Below are 22,761 nucleotides of genomic sequence, written 5' to 3'. Positions count from 1 at the left end.
CAAATGTCGCCAAGCGGCGTTGCGGGACTTGATAAGGGAATGCCATTACCTGCGTCCCGCGCCTTGCGGAACGCCGCCCGGCCTGGCGACCTTTGACGCAGCAACGCGGCTCGCGACGAAACGTCAACAGACCCTAGCACCACGCTCAGAATGATCATCGACGTGATGGGAATGAAGGTACGGCTGCGCTCCGACTCGATGCGGATATCACCCGGCAGCCTGCCAAACCAGCTCAGCAACCTCGGGTGCGTAGTGGAGCACCACACCGAGCAGAAGTAACAACAGACCTGCGCCAATCAACATTTCGCCATACCGCCTCTCGTTCTCCTGTCGCACCCGATCAGACCAACTATTTGTGATACGCCATGAATGCCGCGATGACATGCCGTGCGAGCACGTCTACCGGCTCGCTGCAGTCTGCTGCCCGTAGCAGTTTGATCTGATAGTCGCCGAGCTTCGGCAGGCTGCTGCTTTCCTCCAGACGTTTCAGCGGATGCCTGATCAGACTCAACGGATAAGGCGCGACCGCCAGGTCGGCCATCATGGCCGCTTCCTGTCCGGCGCATTGCTCGCTGGAATAGGCGATGCGATAAGAGCGGCCTGCACGGTCAAGCGCGTCCAGCGCCTGACGTCGCCATGAGCACCCGGGGCTCGCCAGCGCCAGCGGCAGAGGGCTGCGTTCGACCGCGACGCCGCCCGCTCGACCAGCCCAGACCAATGGTTCGCTGTGAATGGTCTCGCCGCGCGAGTCGTCCTGGCCAAGGTTGCCGACACTGATGAGTGCGACATCCAGCTCACCGGCATCGATGCGTTGGATCATGTCCAGGCTACGCCCCACCGATACATCGACCTCTATCCCCGGATGAGTGCGTGCAAACAATGACAGCAGGCCCGGCAGGATATGCGTGCCGAGGTCGCCCGGCGTACCGAACCGAACCCGCCCGACCAGCCTCGGCGCAATGAAGGCGTTGACCGTCTCCTCGTTGAGTTTGAGCAGCCGTCGGGCATAGCCCAACAAGCGCTCGCCATCGGCCGTCAGTGCGATGCGTCGGGCTTCGCGAACGAACAGCGTGCAACCAAGCATGGTTTCCAGCCGTTTGATCTGCATGCTGACGGCTGATGTGGTGCGAAAGATTTGTCCGGCTGCTCGTGTGAAGCTGCCGCTTTCAGCAATCGAGACGAACGTACGCAGCACATCGATTTCAAGCAACGGCATCGCGGATTGGGGAAGTTCTTCGGGCATACCTGGCATGGGATGGCCTTCAATTTTCTTGAACCTGAGGTTTTATTGTAGTCGTTTGTCTGAATCGTCAAGGGCGCTCAATCTGATTCTGTCGATCGCGAGTGGCGGTCGGTTGGTATCGGGTGCGCCCATGCGCCCTCTTAGCAGGAGGATGCAATGCGAGATTTAGAACGACAGCCAGAACGGCAGCACAAACGCTACGTGGTCGACGGCCGAGACCGGCCGGCAGTGCCGGAGTTCTATATGCCGGCCATGTGGCCAGTCGAACTTCAGCAGTTACTGACCGATTGGTTCGTAGCCTGGCGAAAGCGGCGCCTGTACCGGTGCCTGCTCAGGCTCAGCGATCAACAACTGGACAGGCGTGATCTGAGCCGCTCGCAGCTCCTCGAGAGGGAGCGCCGGCCGCTAAGGCAGATAGTGGCGGAGCAGCGTTGCCGACGCGGGTGCCAGGACGCGAACTCGTAAGCCTATGGCTTGCGTGCGATTAGCACGGCACGCATCGGTGCCGGCAGTCCTTCGATGGTTTTGTTGTGATCCTGAGGGTCGAGGAATTCCGGCAGCGACTGGTAGCGCATCCAGTCGGTACTGCGCTGCTCCTGAATGCTGGTGACGCTGACGTCCACGCAACGCACATCGGTGAATCCGGCGCGGCGCAGCCAGCATTCCAGCGCCGCCACCGAGGGCAGGAACCAGACGTTGCGCATCTGAGCGTAGCGGTCCTCGGGGACCAGCGCGGTGTGTTCGTCGCCTTCGACCACCAGGGTTTCCAGCACCAGCTCGCCACCCTTGAGCAGGCAGTCCTTGAGGTCCAGCAGGTGATCGATAGGGGAGCGCCGGTGGTAGAGCACGCCCATGGAGAACACGGTATCGAAGCCTTCGAGCTTGGCCGGCAGCTCTTCCAGAGCCATGGGCAAGTGCCAGACCGGCAGCTCATCGAGGTAGCGCTTCATGGCGTGGAACTGGCAGAAGAACAGCCAGTTCGGGTCGATACCCACCACCGAGTCGGCGCCGGCCCCGAGCATGCGCCACATGTAGTAACCGTTGCCGCAGCCGACATCGAGGATGCGCTTGTCGGCGAGATCGAGATGCGGCGACACGCGATCCCACTTCCAATCGGATCGCCACTCGGTGTCGACGTGTACGCCGAACACATCGAACGGTCCTTTGCGCCACGGCGACAGACCGAACAGCGCCTCATGGGTAACGGCGCATGTGGCTTCGTCGCAATCGGCCTCCAGACGGAAGGCCTCGCGCAGTTCGACGGCGCTGGGTTGGATGTCAGGCAGCGCATCGACGGCACGACGCCAGCGCGGCAGATCGCCGTGGCCGATGGCGAGCTTGGCGTCGAGTTGCTGTTGCAGGCCATTGGCCCATGCGGCCAGCGGGGTGCCGGCCAGGCGCCAGGCGAGAGGAGTCAGATCGAGGTTCATGGCAGGGCGATCAATGAGGCGAAATTCAGACACTGGAACCAGGGCACCACCTTGGAAAAACCGGCGTCCAGCAAGCGCTGGCGGTGGGTTTCCAGACTGTCGGGCTTCATCACGTTTTCGATGGCGCTGCGTTTCTGGGCAATTTCCAGCTCGCTATAGCCATTGGCGCGCTTGAAGGCGATATGCAGGTCGGTTAGCAGCTCTTGTTCCTGCTCGTCTTCGAAGCGCAGCTTTTCCGAGAGAATCAGCGCACCGCCGGGTACCAGCGCCTGGCGGATGGCGCCGAGCAAAGCCGGCCGCTGTTCACGTGGGATGAATTGCAGGGTGAAGTTGAGCGCCACCAGCGAGGTCGGTTGGTACTGCAGTGCCAGCACATCCGCCTCGATCACGTCGACCGGCAGCAATTCCTGAAACATCGAATCCTGAGCATGCAGATATTCGCGGCAGCGCTCGACCATCGCCGATGAGTTGTCGACGGCAATCACTTGGCAATTGTCGGTTTTCACGTGCCGGCGCAGCGCCTGGCTTACTGCGCCCAGGGAACAGCCGAGATCGTAGAGACAGGTATTCGGCTGGGCGAATTGCGCGGCCAGCACGCCGATGTTCTCGACGATGGTCGGGTAGCCCGGCACCGAGCGCTTGATCATGTCAGGGAACACGCGCACCACGTCTTCGTTGAACGCGAAGTCCTGGGGTTGGGCGAGGGGCTTGGCGAACAGGCGGTCTGGGTCGTGGATCACGGCGGTGTCTGGGCAGGCTGAAAAACAGGGGCGGCATTGTAGCGGAAAGCCGCTCGTGTCGCCGTTGCCGACTGGACGATCGGCACGGATGGCGGTCGCGGTTACTGCACTTCGATACGGCAGTCGAACAGGCCGGCGGGCTCGTCCTCAGTTTCCCATGGACGCTGATAGGTCAGGTACAGCCGACCTGCGCCGGCCTGTTCGGCCTGGAAACGCCACGTGGAGATACCATCGCCGCCGATCAGATCGTTTTTCGCCGAGCTGAACACCTCGGGGCCGAGATTCTTCAACTGCTCGGACGAAACTTCACGAAGATGCCAGCGATAACCAGTGGCCGGGTTGCTGGGCAGGCTGAGGATCAGGGTCTGGCCAGATTGCAATGACAACGGGCAGGCCGCGTCGTCATTCAGCGCGACACTGCCGGAGGGCTTACTGGCGCAGCCGGCAAGCAGCAGCACGGAGGCGAATGACAGCAGGCGGGGCAGTGTAGACATGGGCGAACGGGGCTCTGTATAGGCGGGCTTGCGTCGAACCATAAGACGCCTGTGGCCAATCGTAAAGGCTGTGCTTTTACTAGAAAGCAGCTTGCTGGCGATGCCTGGCCACGGATCGCCAGCAAACTGGTTGTCACGATTGCGGCTATTGAATCGGAGGGTTCCGACACCGCACTGGATCGTCAGAACAGCACCTTGACCACATCACTGAAGCGCTTGGCGAAGTGCATCGTCAGGCCTTCCTTCAGGTAGTCCGGTAGCTCCTCGAAATCACCGCGGTTCAGCTCGGGAATGATCAGTTCGTAGAGCTTCAAGCGCCGCGCGGCGATTACCTTCTCACGCAAGCCACCGATGGGCAGCACCAGGCCGGTCAGGGTCAGTTCGCCGGTCATCGCCACGCCTTTTTTCGGTGCCTGGTTGCGTGCCAGCGACAGCAGCGCGCTGGCCATGCTGATGCCGGCGCTCGGGCCGTCCTTCGGCGTCGCGCCTTCCGGCACGTGCATGTGCACGAACGCCTGATCGAAGAACTTCGGGTCGCCTTTGAATTCCTTCAAGTGCGCGTTCACATAGCTGAAGGCGATTTCGGCCGACTCCTTCATCACGTCGCCGAGTTTGCCGGTGAGTTTGAAGCCTCGGTTCAGCGTATGGATGCGTGTCGCCTCGATCGGCAGGGTGGCGCCGCCCATGCTGTTCCAGGCCAGCCCCGTGACCACGCCGACACCGGTGAGCAATTGCTCGGGATGCCAGAACGGCATGCCCAGATAGCTCTCGACGTTTTTCGGGCCGATCTTGATCTTGCTGTCGGGCTCGTCGAGCAGCTTGACCACCGCTTTGCGCACTATCTTGCCGAGTTGCTTGTCGAGTTGGCGCACTCCTGCTTCCCGCGCGTACCCCTCGATCAAATGGCGCAACGCGCTGTCGCTGATGGACAGGCGATTCTTCGGCACGCCAGCGCGCTCCAGCTGCCGCGGCCAGAGATGGCGCTTGGCGATGGCGAGCTTTTCTTCGGTGATGTAGCCGGACAGCCGGATGATCTCCATGCGATCGAGCAGCGGTCCGGGAATCGAATAGAGGCTGTTGGCGGTACAGACGAACAGCACCTTGGACAGGTCGAGGCGCAGATCCAGGTAATGGTCGAGGAAGCCAACGTTCTGCTCGGGGTCGAGGGTTTCCAGCAGTGCCGAGGCCGGATCGCCCTGATGGCTGTTGCCCAGCTTGTCGACCTCATCGAGCATGATGACCGGGTTCATCACCTCGACTTCCTTCAGCGCCTGCACCAGCTTGCCGGGCAGGGCGCCGATATAGGTCCGGCGATGGCCTTTGATTTCCGCTTCGTCGCGCATGCCGCCGACGCTGAAACGATAGAAGGGCCGCCCCAGCGATTCGGCGATGGACTTGCCGATACTGGTCTTGCCCACGCCTGGCGGGCCGACCAGCAGCACGATGGACCCGGCGATCTCGCCGCGGAACGCACCGACGGCGAGAAACTCGATGATGCGGCTCTTGATGTCGTCCAGGCCGGCGTGGTGATCGTTGAGTATTTTCCGTGCGCGTTCGAGGTCGAGCTTGTCCTCGCTGTACAGGCCCCAGGGCATCGATGTTGCCCAGTCCAGATAATTGCGCGTCACCGCGTATTCCGGCGAGCCGGTTTCCAGAACGGACAGCTTCGTCAGTTCATCGTCGATGCGCTTCTGGGCGGCGGGCGGCAGTACCTTGCCTTCGAGTCGTGAGCGGAATTCGTCGGCGTCGGCGCTGCGATCGTCTTTGGTGATGCCCAGTTCCTGCTGGATGATCTTCAGCTGTTCTTTGAGGAAGAACTCGCGCTGACGCTCGCCGATCTTGCGATTGACCTCGCCGGTCAGTTCCTTCTGCAGCTTGGCGACCTCGACCTCCTTGCGCAGCAGTGGCAATACCTTTTCCATGCGCTTGAGCACGGGCACGGTGTCGAGCACTTCCTGCAATTCCAGGCCGGGTGCCGTAGTCAGCGCAGCGGCGAAGTCGGTTAGGGGCGACGGTGCGTTCGGGCTGAACCGGTTGAGATAGTTCTTCAACTCTTCGCTGTACAGCGGGTTGAGCGGCAGCAATTCTTTGATCGCATTGATCAGCGCCATCCCGTAGGCCTTCACCTCATCGCGTGGATCCTCGTCGCTCTGCGGGTAATCCACCTCGACCAGGTACGGAGGTTTGCGCCGTAACCAGCCGCGAATGCGCACCCGCGCCATGCCTTGGGCGACGAATTGCAGCTTGCCGCCTTCCTTCGATGCGTGGTGCACGCGGACCATGGTGCCGTGCTCGGGCAGGCTGTCCGGGTCGAAGCTGGCGGCGTCCTGCACCGGCGTGTCCATATAGAAGAGCGCCAGACGCTGATGCGGCGTCTTGGCGACCAGCTCCAGCGTTTCGGCCCAAGGGTCTTCATTGACGATGACCGGCAAGACTTGAGCGGGGAAGAAAGGCCGGTTATGCACCGGAATGATGTACAGCTTGTCCGGCAGGTTCTGGTCCGGCAGCACCAGTCCAGTCGATGAATCGTCCTGCTCGAATTCGTGATTGATGTCGTCGTTCATGCGGCACCTGTTGCGAGTACGTGCTCTTTAGATGGGTCTGCGGCAAATGATTTCAATCCAATTGCCCACGCATCCCCGGCAACTATAAAAAACCGCCCGGCTCCAGTAGAGTGCGACGACACGTCAGGTATCCCGCCATGCTCAACGCCCGTCTGCTTCGCCTCGATGATCAGGCCCACGAACACGCGCACGACTACCATCAATTGGTACTGTCGCTGGCCGGCAGTGCGGAGTTCGAAGTGGATGGTTCTGGTGGGGAAGTCTGCCGCATGCGCGCCTGCCTGGTGCCGGGCCACGCCGAGCATGAATTCGCCGGCAAGGGCGATAACCGCATGCTTATCATCGATCTCGACGAGCAGGACCTGAGCGCCGATGATCCTCGGCTGCTGGCCCAGCTGTTCGAGACTCCGCGTTATCCGGCGTTGGATGCCGACTTTCAGAACCTGCTCAATTACGCCGGTGCCGAACTGGCCCGCTACGGCAGCGATCCACTGCTGGCGCGTGCGCTGGGTGGCGTGCTGCTGCGGGCCTTGCACTTGCGGGTGTTCGGTGAGTCGACGCGTCGACCGACCGGTGCGATGGACATCGCCCGCCTCGATGCCCATATCGAAACCAATCTGGCGCGCCGTATCACCGTCGCCGAACTGGCTCAGGTCGCCTGCCTGAGCCCCAGCCATTTCCACGCGCAGTTCAAGGACAGCGTAGGCCTCACGCCGCATCAGTACCTGCTGAAAAGCCGTCTGGACCGAGCCGCTCGGCTGCTGCGAGAAAGCCCGCTGCCGTTGGTACGAATCGCCGAGGAGTGCGGTTTTTCCAGCCAGAGTGCGCTGACCACCGCGACCCGGCGCTATCTCGGACTCACGCCAAAGCGCCTGCGCAGCAGCGAAGGCTGAAGTTTTTCTGGCGAACGCTGAGACGTGCAGTGCACGTCTTGAAATCCCGTAGTTTTTTGCAAAAGTTCAGTAGCTTCGCGCAACAACACAAAACCCTCTCGCCGTAGATTCCCCTACCGTTTGGCGTCCGCTGCCGTGTAATCACTGGCGTGCGCGTCCGCTAAGCTGATTCGAACAACACTCCACGAGAGGAGCGGCGCGATGTTCAAAGCCGGTCAAGCCTTGCAGGGCGATTTCGCCAATCTGAAAGCCGCCGAATTCTTCCCCGCTATCAGCGCCAATTACAGCGTTGACGAGGCGGCCTATCTGACTGAACTCCTGCAGCTGGCCGATCCCGGCGAAGCGGGCATCGAAGCCATCCGCCGTGAAGCGCGCAGCCTGATCGAGGCGGTGCGTGGCCGTGACAATGCGGTCGATACGCTCGACGCGCTGCTGCGTCAGTACAGCCTGGATACCCACGAAGGGCTGATGCTCATGTGCCTGGCCGAGGCGCTGCTGCGCGTGCCGGATTCGGCCACCGCCGACGCGCTGATCCGCGACAAGCTCAACGCCGCCGAGTGGGAACGCCACTTGGGCCAGAGCGACAACGTGCTGGTTAACTTCGCCGCCTGGGGCCTGGTGATGACAGGCAAAGTCGTCGACCCGGACAACACAGATGGCCGTCCTAAGAATGTCATCGGCCGCCTCATCAAACGATCCGGCGAGCCGGTAATTCGCGCCGCGATGAACCAGGCGATGAAGCTGATGGGCAAGCAATTCGTCCTGGGTCGCACCATCTCCGAAGCGCTGAAAAACGGCCGCCCGGAGCGTGAAAAGGGCTACACCTATTCCTTCGACATGCTCGGCGAAGCGGCACTGACCGCCGAGGATGCTGCCAAGTACATGGCTGACTACCGTCAGGCCGTCAAAACCGTCGGTGCCGAGCCTCAGGTGGGTTCTGGTCCGCGTCCGTCGGTATCGATCAAGCTGTCGGCGCTGCATCCGCGTTACGAAGTGGCTCAGCGCGAGCGCGTGCTAACCGAATTGTTCGAAAGCGTACGAGAGCTGGCCATCCTGGCGCGCAAGCTCGATGTTGGTATCACCATTGACGCCGAAGAGGCCGATCGCCTCGAGCTGTCGCTGGAACTCTACGAAAAGCTGATGCGTGACCCGGCGATCGCTGGCTGGGGTGAGTTCGGTCTGGTGATCCAGGCCTATTCCAAGCGCTGCCTGCCGGTGCTGGTCTGGCTGACCTTGCTAGGCAAGGAGCTCGGTGCGCGCATTCCGCTGCGTCTGGTCAAGGGCGCTTACTGGGATAGCGAGATCAAGCAGTGCCAGGTCCAGGGGCTGGATGGCTATCCGGTTTACACCCGTAAGGAAGGCACCGACACCTCCTACCTGGCCTGCGCGCGTTACCTCTTGTCCGAGCACACCCGTGACGTGATTTATCCGCAGTTCGCTAGCCACAACGCGCACACCGTCAGCTGCATCCTATCGATGGCCAGCGAGCTGAAGGCGGCGCGCGAGTTCGAATTCCAGCGCCTGCACGGCATGGGCGACGCCCTGTACGACACGGTGATCGAGAAGTACCGCAAGAACGTGCGCATCTACGCGCCGGTCGGTGCCCATAAGGACCTGCTGCCGTATCTGGTGCGACGCCTGCTGGAAAACGGCGCCAACTCGTCGTTCGTCCACCAGCTGGTCGACCCGCGCGTGCCGGTGGAAACCCTGATCGATCATCCGGTAACCCAGCTGCGTCAGTTCAAAACCCTCGGTAACCATCGCATTCCGCTTCCGCCGGCGCTGTACGGCAACCGGACCAACTCGCAAGGCATCAACATGAACATCCAGACTCAGTGGAACGAACTGTCCGGCGCCTATCAGACCTTTCTTGATCGCCAGTGGCAGGCGGCGCCGGTCATCGGTGGGCAGGCGCTCGCCGGCACACCGAACAAGGTGTATTGCCCGTATGACTTGGGTAAGGAAGTCGGCACGGCGCAGTTCGCCACGGCCGAGCAGGCCAAACAGGCCATCGACGGCTTGGCTGCCTTCTGGCCGCGCTGGAATGCCACGCCGGTCGAGCAGCGCGCGCAGATTCTCGAGCGCCTTGGTGATCTCTTGGAAGCCAACCGCGCCGAGCTGATGGCCATGTGCACACTGGAAGCCGGCAAAACCCTGCAGGACGGCATCGATGAAGTACGCGAAGCCGTCGACTTCTGCCGCTATTACGCGCAGCAGGCGCGTCTGAAGCTGGGCCGCGAAGAGCTCAAGGGCCCGACCGGCGAGCGCAACGAGCTGTTCCATGAAGGCCGCGGCGTGTTCGTCTGCATCAGCCCCTGGAATTTCCCGCTGGCGATTTACCTCGGGCAGATCACGGCGGCGCTGGTCGCAGGTAACACCGTGCTGGCCAAGCCGGCCGAGCAGACCAGCCTGATCGCCGCCCGCGCCCTCGATCTGATGTTCGAAGCCGGCCTGCCGAAAGAGGCCATCGCCTTCCTGCCGGGCGATGGCGCCACCCTGGGCGGCGTGTTCTGCCGCGATCCGCGTGTGGTGGGCGTGTGTTTCACCGGTTCCACCGACACGGCGCGCATCATCAATCGCCAGTTGGCAGAGAAGGAGGGCGCCATCGCCACGCTGATCGCTGAAACCGGCGGGCAGAACGCGATGATCGTCGATTCCACCGCGCTGCCCGAGCAGGTGGTCAAGGATGCCATCGGCTCGGCTTTCACCAGCGCCGGCCAGCGCTGCTCGGCCCTGCGCGTGCTCTATGTGCAGCGCGACATTGCCGACCGCGTCATCGAACTGCTCAAGGGCGCCATGGCCGAGCTAAAGGTCGGTCCGACGCATCTGCGCGAAAACGACCTCGGCCCGGTAATCGATGCCGAGGCTCGTGATGGCCTGCTGGCGCATATCCAGCAGCTAAAGGCCGAAGGCAAGCTGATCGCCGAAGCCAAGCTGCCGGGCAGCCACAACGGCCATTTCGTCGCGCCGGTTGCGTTCGAGATTGGCGGGATCCACGAGTTGAAGAAGGAACACTTCGGTCCGGTGCTGCACGTGGTGCGTTTCGATGCGGCCGATCTGGAAAAGGTCGTCGCCGACATCAATGCCACCGGTTACGGCCTGACCCTCGGCATACACAGCCGCAATGAAGAAACCGCGGCGCGCATCGAGGCCTTGGCGCGGATCGGCAACCTCTACGTCAACCGCAACCAGGTCGGCGCGGTGGTCGGCGTGCAGCCGTTCGGTGGCTGCGGCTTGTCCGGCACCGGTCCGAAGGCGGGCGGTCCGAGCTACTTGCTGCGCTTCGTCAACGAGCGCACCACATCAACCAACACCACTGCCGTAGGCGGTAACGCGTCACTGCTGTCGCTCGGCGACGATTGAGGTGCGGCAGGCCTGGCGGCCTGCATTTGTCGCAAGGGCGCGCCTCTCACAGGTTTTGATGCGCACCTTGCCGCTTTCGTGCGAGGCCCGCCCGGGGCGAAGCCTTTTGCTTTAAGCCGTCGCCTAGGTGACCGGATCACAACAACAACAGAACAGTTGGCGGATCGCTCTTCCGCCACTGATGGACCCGATTGGGGCCGTCGCCGGTGATGGCGCGAACCGCCATCGCCCTCTGCCAGATGGGATCGGGAATACCCTCGCGCCCATCAACAATAACTAACGAGGGAACAAGATGAGCATCAGTACACCTACTCTGGTCACGTTCGTGATCTATATCGGCGCGATGCTGTTGATTGGCTTCGTCGCCTATCGCGCTACCAAGAACTTTGACGACTACATCCTCGGCGGCCGCAGTCTCGGCAGTTTCGTCACGGCCTTGTCGGCTGGCGCTTCGGACATGAGCGGTTGGCTGCTGATGGGCCTGCCAGGCGCGATTTTCGTCGCGGGCCTTTCAGAAAGCTGGATCGCAATCGGCCTGATCGCCGGGGCCTGGCTGAACTGGCTGTTCGTGGCCGGACGCCTGCGTGTGCATACCGAGCGCAACAACAACGCACTGACGCTGCCGGATTATTTCTCGCACCGTTTCGAGGATGACAGCCGCATGCTGCGCATTTTCTCGGCGCTGGTGGTTCTGGTGTTCTTCACCATTTACTGCGCTTCGGGTGTGGTCGCTGGCGCACGTCTGTTCGAGAGCAGTTTCGGCATTCCCTACGACGTCGCGCTGTGGGTCGGTGCCGCTGCGACCATCCTTTATGTGTTTATTGGCGGCTTCCTGGCGGTGAGCTGGACCGACACCGTGCAGGCCACGCTGATGATCTTCGCGCTGCTGATCACACCCGTGTTCGTGGTGCTGGCGCTGGGCGACATGGGCGCCGCGATGGATACCATCGCCACCCAGAACCCGGCTGCCTTCGATATGTTTAGCGGCCTGTCCTTCGTTGCGATCATTTCGCTGTTGGCGTAGGGCCTGGGCTACTTCGGTCAGCCGCACATCCTGGTGCGCTTCATGGCCGCCGATTCGGTCAAGACTATCCCCAACGCCCGTCGCATCGGCATGGCCTGGATGATCCTGACCCTGGCGGGAGCCGTGGCGGTGGGCTTCTTCGGGATCGCCTATTTTGCAGGGCATCCTGAACTGGCCGGGCCCGTCAGCGAGAACGGCGAGCGGGTGTTCATGGAGCTGGTGAAGATTCTATTCAACCCCTGGGTCGCCGGTGTCATTCTCTCCGGCGTACTAGCCGCGGTGATGAGTACCCTTAGCGCTCAGCTGCTGGTGAGCTCCAGCGCCCTGACGCAAGACTTCTACAAGGCCATGCTGCGCAAGAACGCATCGCAGACCGAGCTGGTCTGGGTTGGCCGTGCGATGGTGCTGCTGATCGCGTTCATCGCGCTGGGCATCGCGTCCAACCCGGACAGCAAGGTGCTGGGGCTGGTGTCCTATGCCTGGGCCGGCTTCGGCGCTGCGTTCGGTCCGGTAGTGCTGATTTCGCTGCTGTGGAAAGACATGACCCGCAATGGCGCGCTGGCCGGCATGATCGTTGGTGCTGTCACCGTAGTGGTGTGGAAGGAATTTATCGGCCTGGGGCTGTACGAGATCATTCCAGGGTTCATCCTCGCCAGCATCGCCGTCGTCGTCTTCAGCAAGATTGGCCAGGGCGCCTCGCCCAGCATGATCAAGCGGTTCGAAGAGGCAGCGAGCGAATACCACGGCCGCTGATTCAAGGTCGTTGAAAGAAAAACCCCGCTGTCGTTCACCGGCAGCGGGGTTTCTTTTTGTCGGGACGCCGGCTGGGTTCGTTCAGTCGTCGGCGATAAGGTTCTCGCGATCATCCTTGGCGCCTGCCGCTATCAGGTGTTCGGCCTGGTCTTCGGTGACATGCGTGCTGGCACCGTCGATATGCGCGACCGACATGCGCGCGGCGGGATCGGTGCCGACTCGCACATCCATTATCGCGCTGCGGTAGGTGGTGCCCTGAATGACGGCAGAGCAGGTGCCGGTCGGGATATCGAGAGTGACTGTCATGGCGAGCCTCCGAAACGCTTTCGATGGAGCCGCAGCACGAGCGCGGCTGTTGCAAGTGAGACAGTGCCGGGCGCGATCCGTTTTGCACGACGGGTCGCGTGTTGGGCTGACCGGCATGAAATCGGCCTGCCAGGGTCGGCCTGAAGCCGACTGGTCGGTAATTGTCGATACCGCCTGGTCACAAGCGCGGACGGCGACGAAACGCTATGCTTTCGGCCTGTCGACCATCCGTTTACCAGCGCTGCGCAGCCTAGCGCTCGCGCTTCGTCAGTGGAGACGGGGGACAACCTCCGCAGCACAAGGAAATAACAATGAATGTGAGCACCCCAACACTGATCACTTTCGTGATCTATATCTTGGCGATGATCCTCATCGGCTTCATCGCCTATCGCGCAACCAAGAATTTCGACGACTACATCCTCGGTGGCCGCAGCCTCGGTAGCTTCGTCACGGCGCTGTCGGCGGGCGCCTCGGACATGAGTGGCTGGTTGCTGCTGGGTCTGCCCGGCGCGATTTTCGTTGCCGGCCTGTCCGAGAGCTGGATCGCCATCGGCCTGATCGCCGGTGCCTGGCTCAATTGGCTTTTCGTTGCCGGCCGGTTGCGCGTGCATACCGAGCACAATCACAACGCGCTGACGCTGCCGGATTACTTCTCGCACCGCTTCGAGGACACCAGCCGTCTGCTGCGCATCTTCTCCGCGCTGGTGATTTTGGTGTTCTTCACCATCTATTGCGCTTCGGGTGTGGTCGCTGGCGCGCGCCTGTTCGAGTCGACGTTCGGTATGTCCTACGGTACGGCGTTGTGGGTGGGCGCTGCGGCGACAATTCTCTATGTGTTCATTGGTGGTTTCCTCGCCGTGAGCTGGACCGACACCGTGCAGGCGACGCTGATGATCTTCGCGCTGCTGATTACGCCGGTGTTCGTCATCCTCGCCCTCGGTGATGTGGGCGCAGCCATGGACACCATTGCCGCGCAGGATCCATCGAACTTCGACATGTTCAAGGGCCTGTCCTTCATCGCGATCATTTCACTGCTCGGCTGGGGGCTGGGTTACTTCGGCCAGCCGCACATTCTGGTGCGTTTCATGGCCGCCGACTCGGTGAAGACCATTCCCAACGCCCGCCGCATCGGCATGACTTGGATGATTCTGACCCTGGCCGGCGCGGTGGCGGTAGGCTTCCTCGGGATTGCCTATTTCGCGGACAACCCGGCGCTAGCGGGTGCCGTGACCGAGAACGGTGAGCGAGTCTTTCTTGAACTGGTGAAAATCCTGTTCAACCCCTGGGTCGCGGGCATCATCCTTTCTGGCGTGCTGGCGGCGGTGATGAGCACGCTCAGCGCACAGCTGCTGGTCAGCTCCAGCGCCCTGACACAGGATTTCTACAAGGCATTCCTGCGCAAAGGCGCGTCGCAAACCGAGTTGGTCTGGGTCGGTCGCGCCATGGTGCTCTTGATCGCGCTCATCGCCATCGGTATCGCGTCCAACCCGGAGAGCAAGGTTCTCGGCCTGGTTTCCTACGCCTGGGCTGGCTTCGGCGCTGCCTTTGGACCGGTCGTGCTGATCTCATTGCTGTGGAAGCGCATGACTCGCAACGGCGCGCTGGTCGGCATGCTGGTAGGGGCGATCACCGTGGTCGTCTGGAAGGAGTTCATCGGTCTGGGGCTGTACGAGATCATTCCTGGGTTCATCCTTGCGAGCATTGCCATCTATGTCGTAAGCCTGATGGGCAAGGAGCCGGCTGCTTCCATTCAGCAGCGCTTCGAAACGGCTGACGCGGAATACCGTGCGGGTTGACCAAGGCCGTGGGCGCCTAGCCCGCCACGAGCGTTACCCCGTCGCCTGAACTGGCGACGCACACAAAACCCCGGGCTCGCTCCCGGGGTTTTTCGTTTCGGACCGATCACAACCACTGCCAGCGTGAGGCACAGGCCGTTATTAGCGTTCGAACAAATGCTTAATTGTTACGATATAACATGATAGATTCTCCGCCCGCTCAGGAAGCTCGTTCCTGCATCGCCACTGTCCGGCTGCCTTGGAAGGCACCGCCACATTCTGGAGAGTCGTATGAAACCGAAACATCACCCACTGGCCTGGGCGATCAGCCTGGCCTTCGTTCCCGCGGTCTGGGCGGCCGATCCGGTCGAACTTGATCCCGTCGTGGTCAGTGCCAGCGGTCTGGCCAAGCAGAGCCATGAGATGACGACACCGGCGGCGGTCATGGAGGGTGATGAGCTGGTGCTGCGCCGTGAGGCGACCTTGGGCGAAACCCTGGAAAGCCTGCCTGGCGTACGTTCCAGCAGCTTCGGTGCCGGTGCGGCACGCCCGGTTATCCGTGGCCTGGACGGCGCGCGCGTGAAAGTCCTGAGCGATGGCATCGAACTGCTCGATGCCTCCACCATTAGCCCCGACCACGCCGTCACCAGCGAGCCGCTACTGGCCGAGCGCATCGAAGTGCTCAAGGGGCCGGCGACCTTGCTCTACGGCGGCGGCGCGATCGGCGGTGTGGTCAATGTGATCGACAAAAAGATTCCCACCTACGTCCCGGAAAAGGGCTACGAGGGAGAGCTGGAGCTACGCGCCAATAGCGTGGCGAACGAAGGCGCCGGCGTGTTTGGCATTACCGCTGGTAGCGGCAACTTCGCTGTACGCGCCGAAGGCACCAAGCGCCAGGCTGACGAATACGAGATTCCAGGCTCACCGGATAAGCAGGCGGGTTCCTACAACGACACCGACAGCTTCACCCTGGGCGCGAGCTTCATTGGTGAGCGCGGCTACATCGGCATGGCCTATGGCGAGCAGAACAACCGCTACGGTTTGCTGGCCCATGAACATGCCGATTGTCATACCCATGGCAGCGATTGGCATTGCGTAGGCCACGATGACCATGGTCACGACGATCATGGCGACGACCACGACCACGACCACCACGATCATGAGCACGGCAGCGTGCCCTACGTCGACATGCGTCAGAAACGCTGGGATTTGCGCGGCGAGCTGAATGATCCGCTACCGGGCTTCGAACTGGCGCGTTTGCGCATCGGCCACAGCAATTATCAGCACGAGGAAATCGAAGGCGGGGAAGTGGGTACGCGCTTCAACAATGATGCCACCGACGCGCGTCTGGAGCTGACCCATCAGCCGCTGTTCGGCTGGCGCGGCGTGGTCGGCGCACAAACGCTGCGTCGCGACTTCGAAGCCTTAGGAGAGGAGGCCTACGTGCCGCCGACGCTGACCCGTAACCACGGGCTGTTCCTGTTGGAGGAGTACACCACCGGGGCGTGGCGCTACGAGTTGGGGTTGCGGCATGAGTGGCAGGACATCGAGGCCGATGGCCAACGGAACACCAACCACAGCGGTACCTCGGTTTCAGCTGGTGCGGTCTGGACCTTCGCACCGGACTACTCGCTGGGCTTCTCGCTATCGCGCTCGCAACGTCTTCCCAGCGCCGAAGAGCTCTACGCCAATGGCCCGCACGCCGCGACTCGCACCGTCGAGTTGGGCAACGTCGATCTCGAAGAGGAAACCTCGCACAACGCCGAAATCACGCTGCGCAAGTTCGCAGGCCGCACCACCTTCAGTTTCAGCCTGTTCCGCAATGAGGTAGATGACTTCATCTACGCCGCAGATACCGGGAACGACATTGGCGCTGGCTATCGCGAGATCGAGTACCGTCAGGATGATGCCGTGCTGACCGGCGCAGAAGGCGAGGTGCGCTTCCAGGCCACCGATGCTACCGCCCTGACCCTGTTTGGCGATCACGTACGCGGCAAATTGCGTGACGGCGGCGGCGATCTGCCGCGCATCCCGGCAGATCGTCTCGGGGTGCGCGTAGACCAGCGCTTGACCACTGCCCTGAGCGGCCAGCTGGAGTTTTATCGCGTACAACGCCAGGACGAGCTGGCCGACTACGAGACCGAAACCGGCGGCTACAACATGCTCGGCGCCGGTCTCAGCTACAGCGGCTCGTTGCAGCAGACCGACTATCTGCTCTACCTCAAGGCCAACAACCTGCTCGATGAAAAGGCGCGCCAACACACGTCCTTCATCAAGGACGACGTGTTGCTACCCGGTCGCAACCTGACCGTTGGCATGCGCTTGGCTTTCTAAGGTGCTCACGGCGGGCAATGTCATCATTGCCCGCCGACTCGCTCGCGCACGTCGGCTTGAATCCCGCTCTGATACCGGTCCCATTGCCTTTATAAGCGCGCCGGCAGTCGAGATATTCCCAATACGACTCACCGGTCGTCTCCTCGGCATTTCCTGCATTTGACAGGTCCAAGCTTTCTGCCACGTTTAGTCGAAGTGCGCGTAGTGCTTCCGCTTGGCAGTTCTGGCAAAAGCTCGCATCAATAGAACAAAAACAATAATTCAGGAGACTTCCCATGCTTCCAAGCAAGTTGGCTTCAGCCTGCGCGCGCGCCATTGCCGGCGTGATGCTGGTAGGTACGATCGGAATTGCCGCCGATGTTCAGGCTCGGTCGAAACCCATCAAACCACCGGTGTCCCACAGCGAATCACGTGAGCAGGATTCGCGCATCTTTGTTCCGGTTGTAGCGCCACTGGCGGCATTTCCAGGGCTGCCGAGCGAGCGCTGGACCGGCATCTACCAGGGCTCGTCCTACCAGATCGAAGTACCGCCGAACTGGAACGGCATGCTCGTCATGTACGCCCATGGCTATCGTGGCACTGAACCAGAACTCACCGTCGGACCACCCCCGTTCCGCCCATGGCTGCTGCAACAGGGCTACGCCTGGGCCGCATCCAGCTACAGCAAGAACTACTACGATGTGCGCGCCGGCGTCGAAGACACCAACGCGCTGGCGCTGGCCTTCAGCAGCCTGACCGGCAAGCCGCAGCCGACCAAGACCTACATCACCGGGCATTCCATGGGCGGCCATGTGGCCGCGGCGGCGGTTGAAGCCGAGACCTATGCAACGGCCAACAATCGGGTCCGCTATAACGGCTCGGTGCCCATGTGTGGCGTGACCGGCGACGTCTACGAGTTCGAATACCTGATGCACTTCACCCTGGCGGCGCAGCATCTGGCGGGGCAGGGCCCGACCACGTTCCCGGCGACGGACTTCCAGGCGAAGTTACCGCAGATCATCGGCGCCCTCTGGAATACCTACCCGACCGAGCCATCGGCTCAAGGACTCAAGCTCGAAGGTATCGTGCGCGAACTCAGCGGCGGCGAGCGCCCCATCTTCGCCGAAGGCTTCCGCACCAGCCTGCAAAGCGTCGTACTGGGGACCGGCGGCCGGGATGGCTCGGTAGACGGAATTCTCGCCGACTCGCTAACCGGCAACCTCGCCACCCGTTATCAGTTCGATACGAACAAGGCGATGTCTCGCGAGGAGCGCGAGTTCAACGACTCGATCATCCGCGTGATCGGCCATCCCCCAGCCAATAGCATCCGCCCGGATGGCCTGCGCTGGATCCCGGTGGTTAACGGCCAGTTCAACGTCCCGGTGGTCAGCATCCACACCCTGGGCGACCTGTACGTGCCGTTCAAACACCAACAAATCTACCGCCGCAACGCCGAAGCCAATGGCAACGGCAACCTTCTGGTGCAACGCGCCATCCGCGCACCCAGCCACTGCGACTTCACTTATCAGGAACAGGTCGAAGCCATGGCGGCGATGCTGCAGTGGGAACAACAGGGCATCAAGCCGGCTGGTGATGATGTGATCAATCCACGCGTAGTCGCGAACCCCGCCTATGGCTGCCAGTTCACGCGTAACGATGGCACTCAGAACCGGACGTCACTGCCGGCTTGTCCGGAGATTTGAAGCATCAGCACCTAGGCGAAAAGCCCTGCACATGCAGGGCTTTTATTATCCGAACACCTTGGTCAGGCTGGCTTTTCTTTGTGAGGGCCGACGCGTGACCGAACACTCAGCAGCATGGGCATTCGCAGCGCCTGAGTCCTGGCCCAGGCCGATGCCTGGACCCTGCGCAAACAATTCAGCGTGGTGATCGAAAAAACCGCCCGCGAACTGCACGGCACGCCCTGCCTCGAACTGGAAGATGTTACCCAGCTCAAGCAAGAGATCTGCTGCTCACGCATGTTCGGCGACCGCCTGCGTGACATCACCCCGATCCACGAAGCCGTCGCCACCTACGCCACCTACGCCGCCCGCGCCAGCGAGAAACTGCGTGCCCAGCAATCGCTGTGCAAGCGCGTACGCGTCAGCATCCGCACCGGCATGTTCAACCCCGACGAACCCAGATTTGCCAAAGGCATCGTCTGTGAACTGCCATACCCCACCGACGACACCCGCTACATCACCCGCGCCGCCATCGCCGGGCTGGAGCTTGTCTATCGAGAGGGCTTCGCCTTCAGCAAAGCCGAAGTACTGTTGATGGACCTCTGCCAGCGCGGCGAATACACCGATGACCTTTTCACCGAAACCCAAACCGCGACCTCGGAGCGGGTCATGGGCGTGCTCGATGCCGTCAATGCGAAGTGGGGGCGGAACACGCTCAGACCGGGCCGCATCCCTACAGAGCCTGATTGGGGGATGCGGCGGGAGATGATGAGCCAGAGCTTTACGACGCGGTTGGATCAGTTGTGGGAAGTGCGGTGTAGGTAGGAGCTTAGCAATGTCCGGAGCAGACGCATCAGCTCGCTAGCTGCAGCGCGGAACAGCAGCGCGGATGAGCCGGAGGAGGGCGCGAAGGGTAGGGTCCACCAGTAGCAAGTTCGCCGCCAATGCTTGCGCATTCTTTACATCTGCGCGTCCCGCTACTCGTCGCTCCAATGATATGGTTTCTCACTTGCATATAGACAGAGGACGCCCGCACGTGAAAAAGCTCGCCCTATCCGCCTCGATGCTGCTCGCCCTTACGGCCTGCAGCAGTTCGCCCGATGCGCCTACGCCGCCCGCTAACGTTGTCGGTATGACCATCGACCAGCCAGACGGCACGCAGGTCGTCGTCCCTCGCAACCCACGCAGTGTGGTGAGTTTCGACTTCGGCACGGTTGATACGCTGGTGGCCCTGGGCTTGGGCGATCGCGTGAAGGGCACGGCCTCCGGTGTGCCCAAATAGCTGAAGAACAGCTTGCCCGATCGGGTCGATACGGGGGACGTGAAGGAGCCTGACCAAACCGCCATCCGCAAGCTTGACCCAGACGTGATCATAGTCACCGCGCGCCAGGGCGAGGAAGGCCGAGCCCTGATCAAGATTGCCCCAACGCTGGATATGGGCATCAACGGTCAGGATTACCTGCGTGGGTTCGAGCGCAACGTGCTGGCGCTCGGCTCGTTGTTCGACAAGGTGCCCGAGGCCAAGCAGCAATGACGGGTTACGGCTGCCAAGATCGGTCAGGCGCACATGCGCGTAGCGAACTCAGGCAAGCGCACGCTGGTGCTGACTCACAACGAAGGTAACTTTTCGCCCACCGAACAGCCGGTGATCTATTCGGTCTTGCAGGCACCGCGCGCACTCGCCGCGCCGGCGCCTGCCGAACCCGGCGCACCGCGCCAGCGCCCGCAGCCAATGAACGTCAGTGAGGTCCTTGCAGCTGATCCTGAGGTAATCTTCATCATCGACCGCAGCGCGGCAATCGGTGCAGAGCCGCTAACCCCCGAAGCCCTACGCGCCTCGCCACTGAGCGCCACCAGCGCTGGGCGCAACGGCCGCATCGTCTATCTCGACCCGGCGCTGTGGTATCTCTCCGGCGGCGGCCTGCTCAGCCTCAGCCTACAGCTCGACGAGGCTGCGGCGGCTTACTAGAAAACCGGAATGGGCAGCGGTCGTCGCGGCAGCTGTTCTGACTGGTGCGTTTCCGGTAGAAAGCTTCAGCAGCGGTAGGGCCGCAAGCTGGTTAAGAGCCAGGCTAGTTTCACAGGCGTCTCCAGCCTGAAAATAAATCTGTCCCCTTTTTCCTTCGGGTGTGGAGGCGATCTTCCGCGCCGGCTACGCCTACAGTAAGGCGGAGGTACTGTTGATGGATCTACGGCAGCTAGGTGAATTTACTGGCGACCTGTTTGCCGATGCGCCTCGACCTGGTGCCGGCCGACTGATGGCCGTGCTCGATCAGATCAACGCGCGCGAGGGCAGGGGAACCGTCCGCCTCGAGCGCATCCCGGCCACGGCGGAGTGGTCGATGAAGCGCGAGATGATGGGCCAGCGGTATACGACGCGTTGGGATGAGTTGATGGTCGTGAGATAATTGTTGTCAGCGGAAGGGATAGGAAAGATGCCTTCGATAGTCAAGCGCATCGTTGGCCACGCTATATGACATAGTTACGGTAAGTGGCGAATTGTACTTTTAGAAGGAGGTCGGTAACCCATGGCGCGGGATAAATATATATTTAAAGACTCATCGCGGGTTTATAAGCAGGCCTGTGCAATGGCGGGTCGCTTGCGTAACAGTATCAACGGTTCCTCAGATTGGTTCTCAGAAGCTGCCCAAGCACTGGACATGAAAGGATTAACCTCTCTCCACTGCGAGAGTCAGTGGGTTCAGGCCATCGAATTAGCTAAATCTCGCGTGGACTTGATCGCAGCTTCAATTGATCCCCGCATTGCAGTTCCAGCTCTATTGCAGGCAGTGGATGAATTTTACTATATCGATGGCGAATGGCGAAAAGAGGTACCCTTTTGCGGTTCTGCAATTAAAGCTTCAATAGCGATGATCTGGCCTAATCGAAGTGTTCAAGCCGCTATAGATAAAAGTGCTGCGCAAGTGATCAGGTTGGTTTCAGCGGTTATGGCTTGGGAGCAGTTGGTCGCGGCCTATGAGCAGTACAAGGTTTTTAGATTCGACCCTGTGACTTTCCATCGAAAAGGATTTAGATTCTCAAGTGATAGAGACAACAAGCTACGCGCCGACTGGAATGATATGGCTCGGCCATGCGGGATAAACCAAAGAACGCTAGAGCAATCCAAAGCGGTGATTTTTAGAGCGCCGGGAAAATTCTATGATGCTGTAAAAGAGGTGCTCGCAGGGCGGGAGCCGAACACGATTCAGCTCTTCACTGGTACTGTGTTTGAAAACGCCGGTAATAATCCAGACTTTTGGCTGGGACTTAACGCCCGTCTGCTTCTCATGTTCTGGGCAGGTCAATTCAAGAAAGCCGGAATGAAGGGGTTCGGCGGCGTGGTTTTGTTTGAGGAGTTTGCAAGCGCCGCTACGGGTATTGGCTTTAATCCTGAGTTAGCTCAGAAGAACATAGAAGCCTGCTTTTGGCAAAAGAAATGGTACGACAATCGAGTGAGGGGCTTCCCGTCAAACATGCTGGTGGAGCGGCCAGTATTGCGAATTGACAATAAAACTTTTGCCACGACCATTCCTGCAATTATGGACTCTATAAATTGTTATGTGGAGCACTCAGTATTCCGCTACGAGGGTTATGGCGGTGTTCCAGTGGACGCTGAGGCATTCAGGTTGAATGTTTCAATGCCATTTGAAAAGGACGCGGTGCATGTGTTTTGCCAAGCTGGATGGAAAGCGAGTGGGGTTAGTCACTCAGGATATTGGGCTGCCGGGGGGTGTCAGTTAACGCACCCCGATGGCTCAAGGGTGCCTGGAGAAATTGATGTTTTGGCTTTGCATCCATCCGGTTTGGTAGCGCTGGTAGTCGAGTGCAAAGTTCTTTCTCAACCATTGTCTATGAGCAAATTAAAAAATATAGTTGGCAAGCTGGGAGAGGACGACCAAGAAGGCTTCCATGCGAATTTGGAAAAGAAGACCAATTGGCTATCTGGAGTGCCCGCTTTGCAGGGGGCTCTGGTGGAAGGTGCATTACTAGTGGATCAGGGCTGCTTTTTAGGTGCCGACGCGAAGCATCCAGTTCTTAATCTCGAGCGTCTACGCACTCTGTTGGTAGATTTGAACGAAGAAATAGATAGCTATGCAAGTTGCACGAAATGCTGATCTCAACGTCAGGCATCAAGCGGTAGCAGTTCACCCATTTAAGTTGTCGTTGAGGAGATGGGTTGG

General features: G+C 60.8%; 16 protein-coding genes and 3 pseudogenes. 12 read left to right on the top strand and 7 right to left on the bottom strand.

Annotated features, from left to right (window positions below; translation table 11 throughout):
* Positions 1 to 134: 134 nt before the first annotated feature.
* From NA645_RS20145 to lon, 6 genes and pseudogenes are all read right to left on the bottom strand, one after another.
* A pseudogene (locus NA645_RS20145) lies at positions 135 to 303 on the bottom strand (DUF2905 domain-containing protein); the annotation flags it as partial.
* Positions 304 to 349: 46 nt separating this feature from the next.
* A complete protein-coding gene (locus tag NA645_RS02045; protein ID WP_256047283.1) occupies positions 350 to 1,243 on the bottom strand; it encodes a LysR family transcriptional regulator in 894 nt (297 codons plus the stop codon).
* Between the two features lie 467 nt (positions 1,244 to 1,710).
* Positions 1,711 to 2,673: a tRNA 5-methoxyuridine(34)/uridine 5-oxyacetic acid(34) synthase CmoB gene (cmoB, locus tag NA645_RS02035; protein WP_256047263.1), complete on the bottom strand. Its 963-nt coding sequence runs from the start codon at positions 2,671 to 2,673 to the stop codon at positions 1,711 to 1,713.
* Entirely contained in the window at positions 2,670 to 3,413 is a 744-nt protein-coding gene (gene cmoA / locus NA645_RS02030; RefSeq protein ID WP_336605238.1) for a carboxy-S-adenosyl-L-methionine synthase CmoA, read from the bottom strand. Before cmoA ends, cmoB begins: the two co-directional genes overlap by 4 nt.
* Positions 3,414 to 3,514: 101 nt before the next feature.
* Positions 3,515 to 3,907 (bottom strand): protease inhibitor I42 family protein, encoded by a 393-nt coding sequence (locus NA645_RS02025; RefSeq protein ID WP_256047262.1) that lies wholly within the window; start codon positions 3,905 to 3,907, stop codon positions 3,515 to 3,517.
* Between the two features lie 182 nt (positions 3,908 to 4,089).
* A complete protein-coding gene (gene lon / locus NA645_RS02020; RefSeq protein WP_256047261.1) occupies positions 4,090 to 6,471 on the bottom strand; it encodes an endopeptidase La in 2,382 nt (793 codons plus the stop codon).
* A 137-nt stretch (positions 6,472 to 6,608) separates the two neighbouring features.
* Between lon and NA645_RS02015 the strand changes: the two genes are divergently transcribed.
* From NA645_RS02015 to putP (NA645_RS02005), 3 genes and pseudogenes are all read left to right on the top strand, one after another.
* Positions 6,609 to 7,364, top strand: a complete 756-nt coding sequence (locus NA645_RS02015; RefSeq protein ID WP_256047260.1) for a helix-turn-helix domain-containing protein — start codon at positions 6,609 to 6,611, stop codon at positions 7,362 to 7,364.
* Positions 7,365 to 7,565: 201 nt separating this feature from the next.
* Positions 7,566 to 10,727, top strand: a complete 3,162-nt coding sequence (gene putA / locus NA645_RS02010) for a bifunctional proline dehydrogenase/L-glutamate gamma-semialdehyde dehydrogenase PutA (RefSeq protein WP_256047259.1) — start codon at positions 7,566 to 7,568, stop codon at positions 10,725 to 10,727.
* A 292-nt stretch (positions 10,728 to 11,019) separates the two neighbouring features.
* Positions 11,020 to 12,504 (top strand): annotated as a pseudogene (gene putP / locus NA645_RS02005) (sodium/proline symporter PutP).
* Positions 12,505 to 12,585: 81 nt separating this feature from the next.
* On the opposite strand, the gene NA645_RS02000 reads toward putP (NA645_RS02005), so the two are convergent.
* Positions 12,586 to 12,810 (bottom strand): DUF3203 family protein, encoded by a 225-nt coding sequence (locus NA645_RS02000; RefSeq protein ID WP_256047258.1) that lies wholly within the window; start codon positions 12,808 to 12,810, stop codon positions 12,586 to 12,588.
* Between the two features lie 311 nt (positions 12,811 to 13,121).
* Here NA645_RS02000 and putP (NA645_RS01995) point away from each other — a divergent pair, with 311 nt between their 5' ends.
* The 9 genes and pseudogenes from putP (NA645_RS01995) (at position 13,122) to NA645_RS01955 (ending at position 22,695) form a co-directional block, all read left to right on the top strand.
* Positions 13,122 to 14,606 carry a sodium/proline symporter PutP gene (putP, locus tag NA645_RS01995; protein WP_256047257.1) on the top strand — a complete coding sequence of 495 codons (1,485 nt, stop codon included), beginning with the start codon at positions 13,122 to 13,124 and terminating at the stop codon, positions 14,604 to 14,606.
* Positions 14,607 to 14,876: 270 nt separating this feature from the next.
* A complete protein-coding gene (locus NA645_RS01990; protein WP_256047256.1) occupies positions 14,877 to 16,919 on the top strand; it encodes a TonB-dependent receptor in 2,043 nt (680 codons plus the stop codon).
* 275 nt (positions 16,920 to 17,194) lie between these two features.
* On the top strand, positions 17,195 to 18,601 hold the full coding sequence (locus NA645_RS01985; RefSeq protein WP_256047255.1) for an alpha/beta hydrolase: 1,407 nt from the start codon (positions 17,195 to 17,197) through the stop codon (positions 18,599 to 18,601).
* Between the two features lie 85 nt (positions 18,602 to 18,686).
* Positions 18,687 to 19,405: pseudogene (locus tag NA645_RS01980) on the top strand (DUF4113 domain-containing protein); the annotation flags it as partial.
* 211 nt (positions 19,406 to 19,616) lie between these two features.
* On the top strand, positions 19,617 to 19,862 hold the full coding sequence (locus NA645_RS01975) for a hypothetical protein (protein ID WP_256047253.1): 246 nt from the start codon (positions 19,617 to 19,619) through the stop codon (positions 19,860 to 19,862).
* Between the two features lie 12 nt (positions 19,863 to 19,874).
* Entirely contained in the window at positions 19,875 to 20,114 is a 240-nt protein-coding gene (locus NA645_RS01970) for a hypothetical protein (RefSeq protein WP_256047252.1), read from the top strand.
* A 33-nt stretch (positions 20,115 to 20,147) separates the two neighbouring features.
* Positions 20,148 to 20,549, top strand: a complete 402-nt coding sequence (locus tag NA645_RS01965) for a hypothetical protein (RefSeq protein WP_256047251.1) — start codon at positions 20,148 to 20,150, stop codon at positions 20,547 to 20,549.
* A gap of 214 nt (positions 20,550 to 20,763) precedes the next feature.
* Positions 20,764 to 20,988, top strand: coding sequence for a DUF4113 domain-containing protein (locus NA645_RS01960; RefSeq protein WP_336605236.1), 225 nt, complete (start codon positions 20,764 to 20,766; stop codon positions 20,986 to 20,988).
* Between the two features lie 120 nt (positions 20,989 to 21,108).
* Positions 21,109 to 22,695, top strand: a complete 1,587-nt coding sequence (locus tag NA645_RS01955; protein WP_256047250.1) for a hypothetical protein — start codon at positions 21,109 to 21,111, stop codon at positions 22,693 to 22,695.
* The last annotated feature ends 66 nt before the right edge of the window (positions 22,696 to 22,761 follow it).

The organism is Stutzerimonas stutzeri (genome assembly GCF_024448955.1).
In the GTDB taxonomy this organism is placed as follows: domain Bacteria; phylum Pseudomonadota; class Gammaproteobacteria; order Pseudomonadales; family Pseudomonadaceae; genus Stutzerimonas; species Stutzerimonas stutzeri_AQ.
Note: the sequence above shows the minus strand (reverse complement) of the source record. Positions and strands in the feature narration are given on the sequence as shown.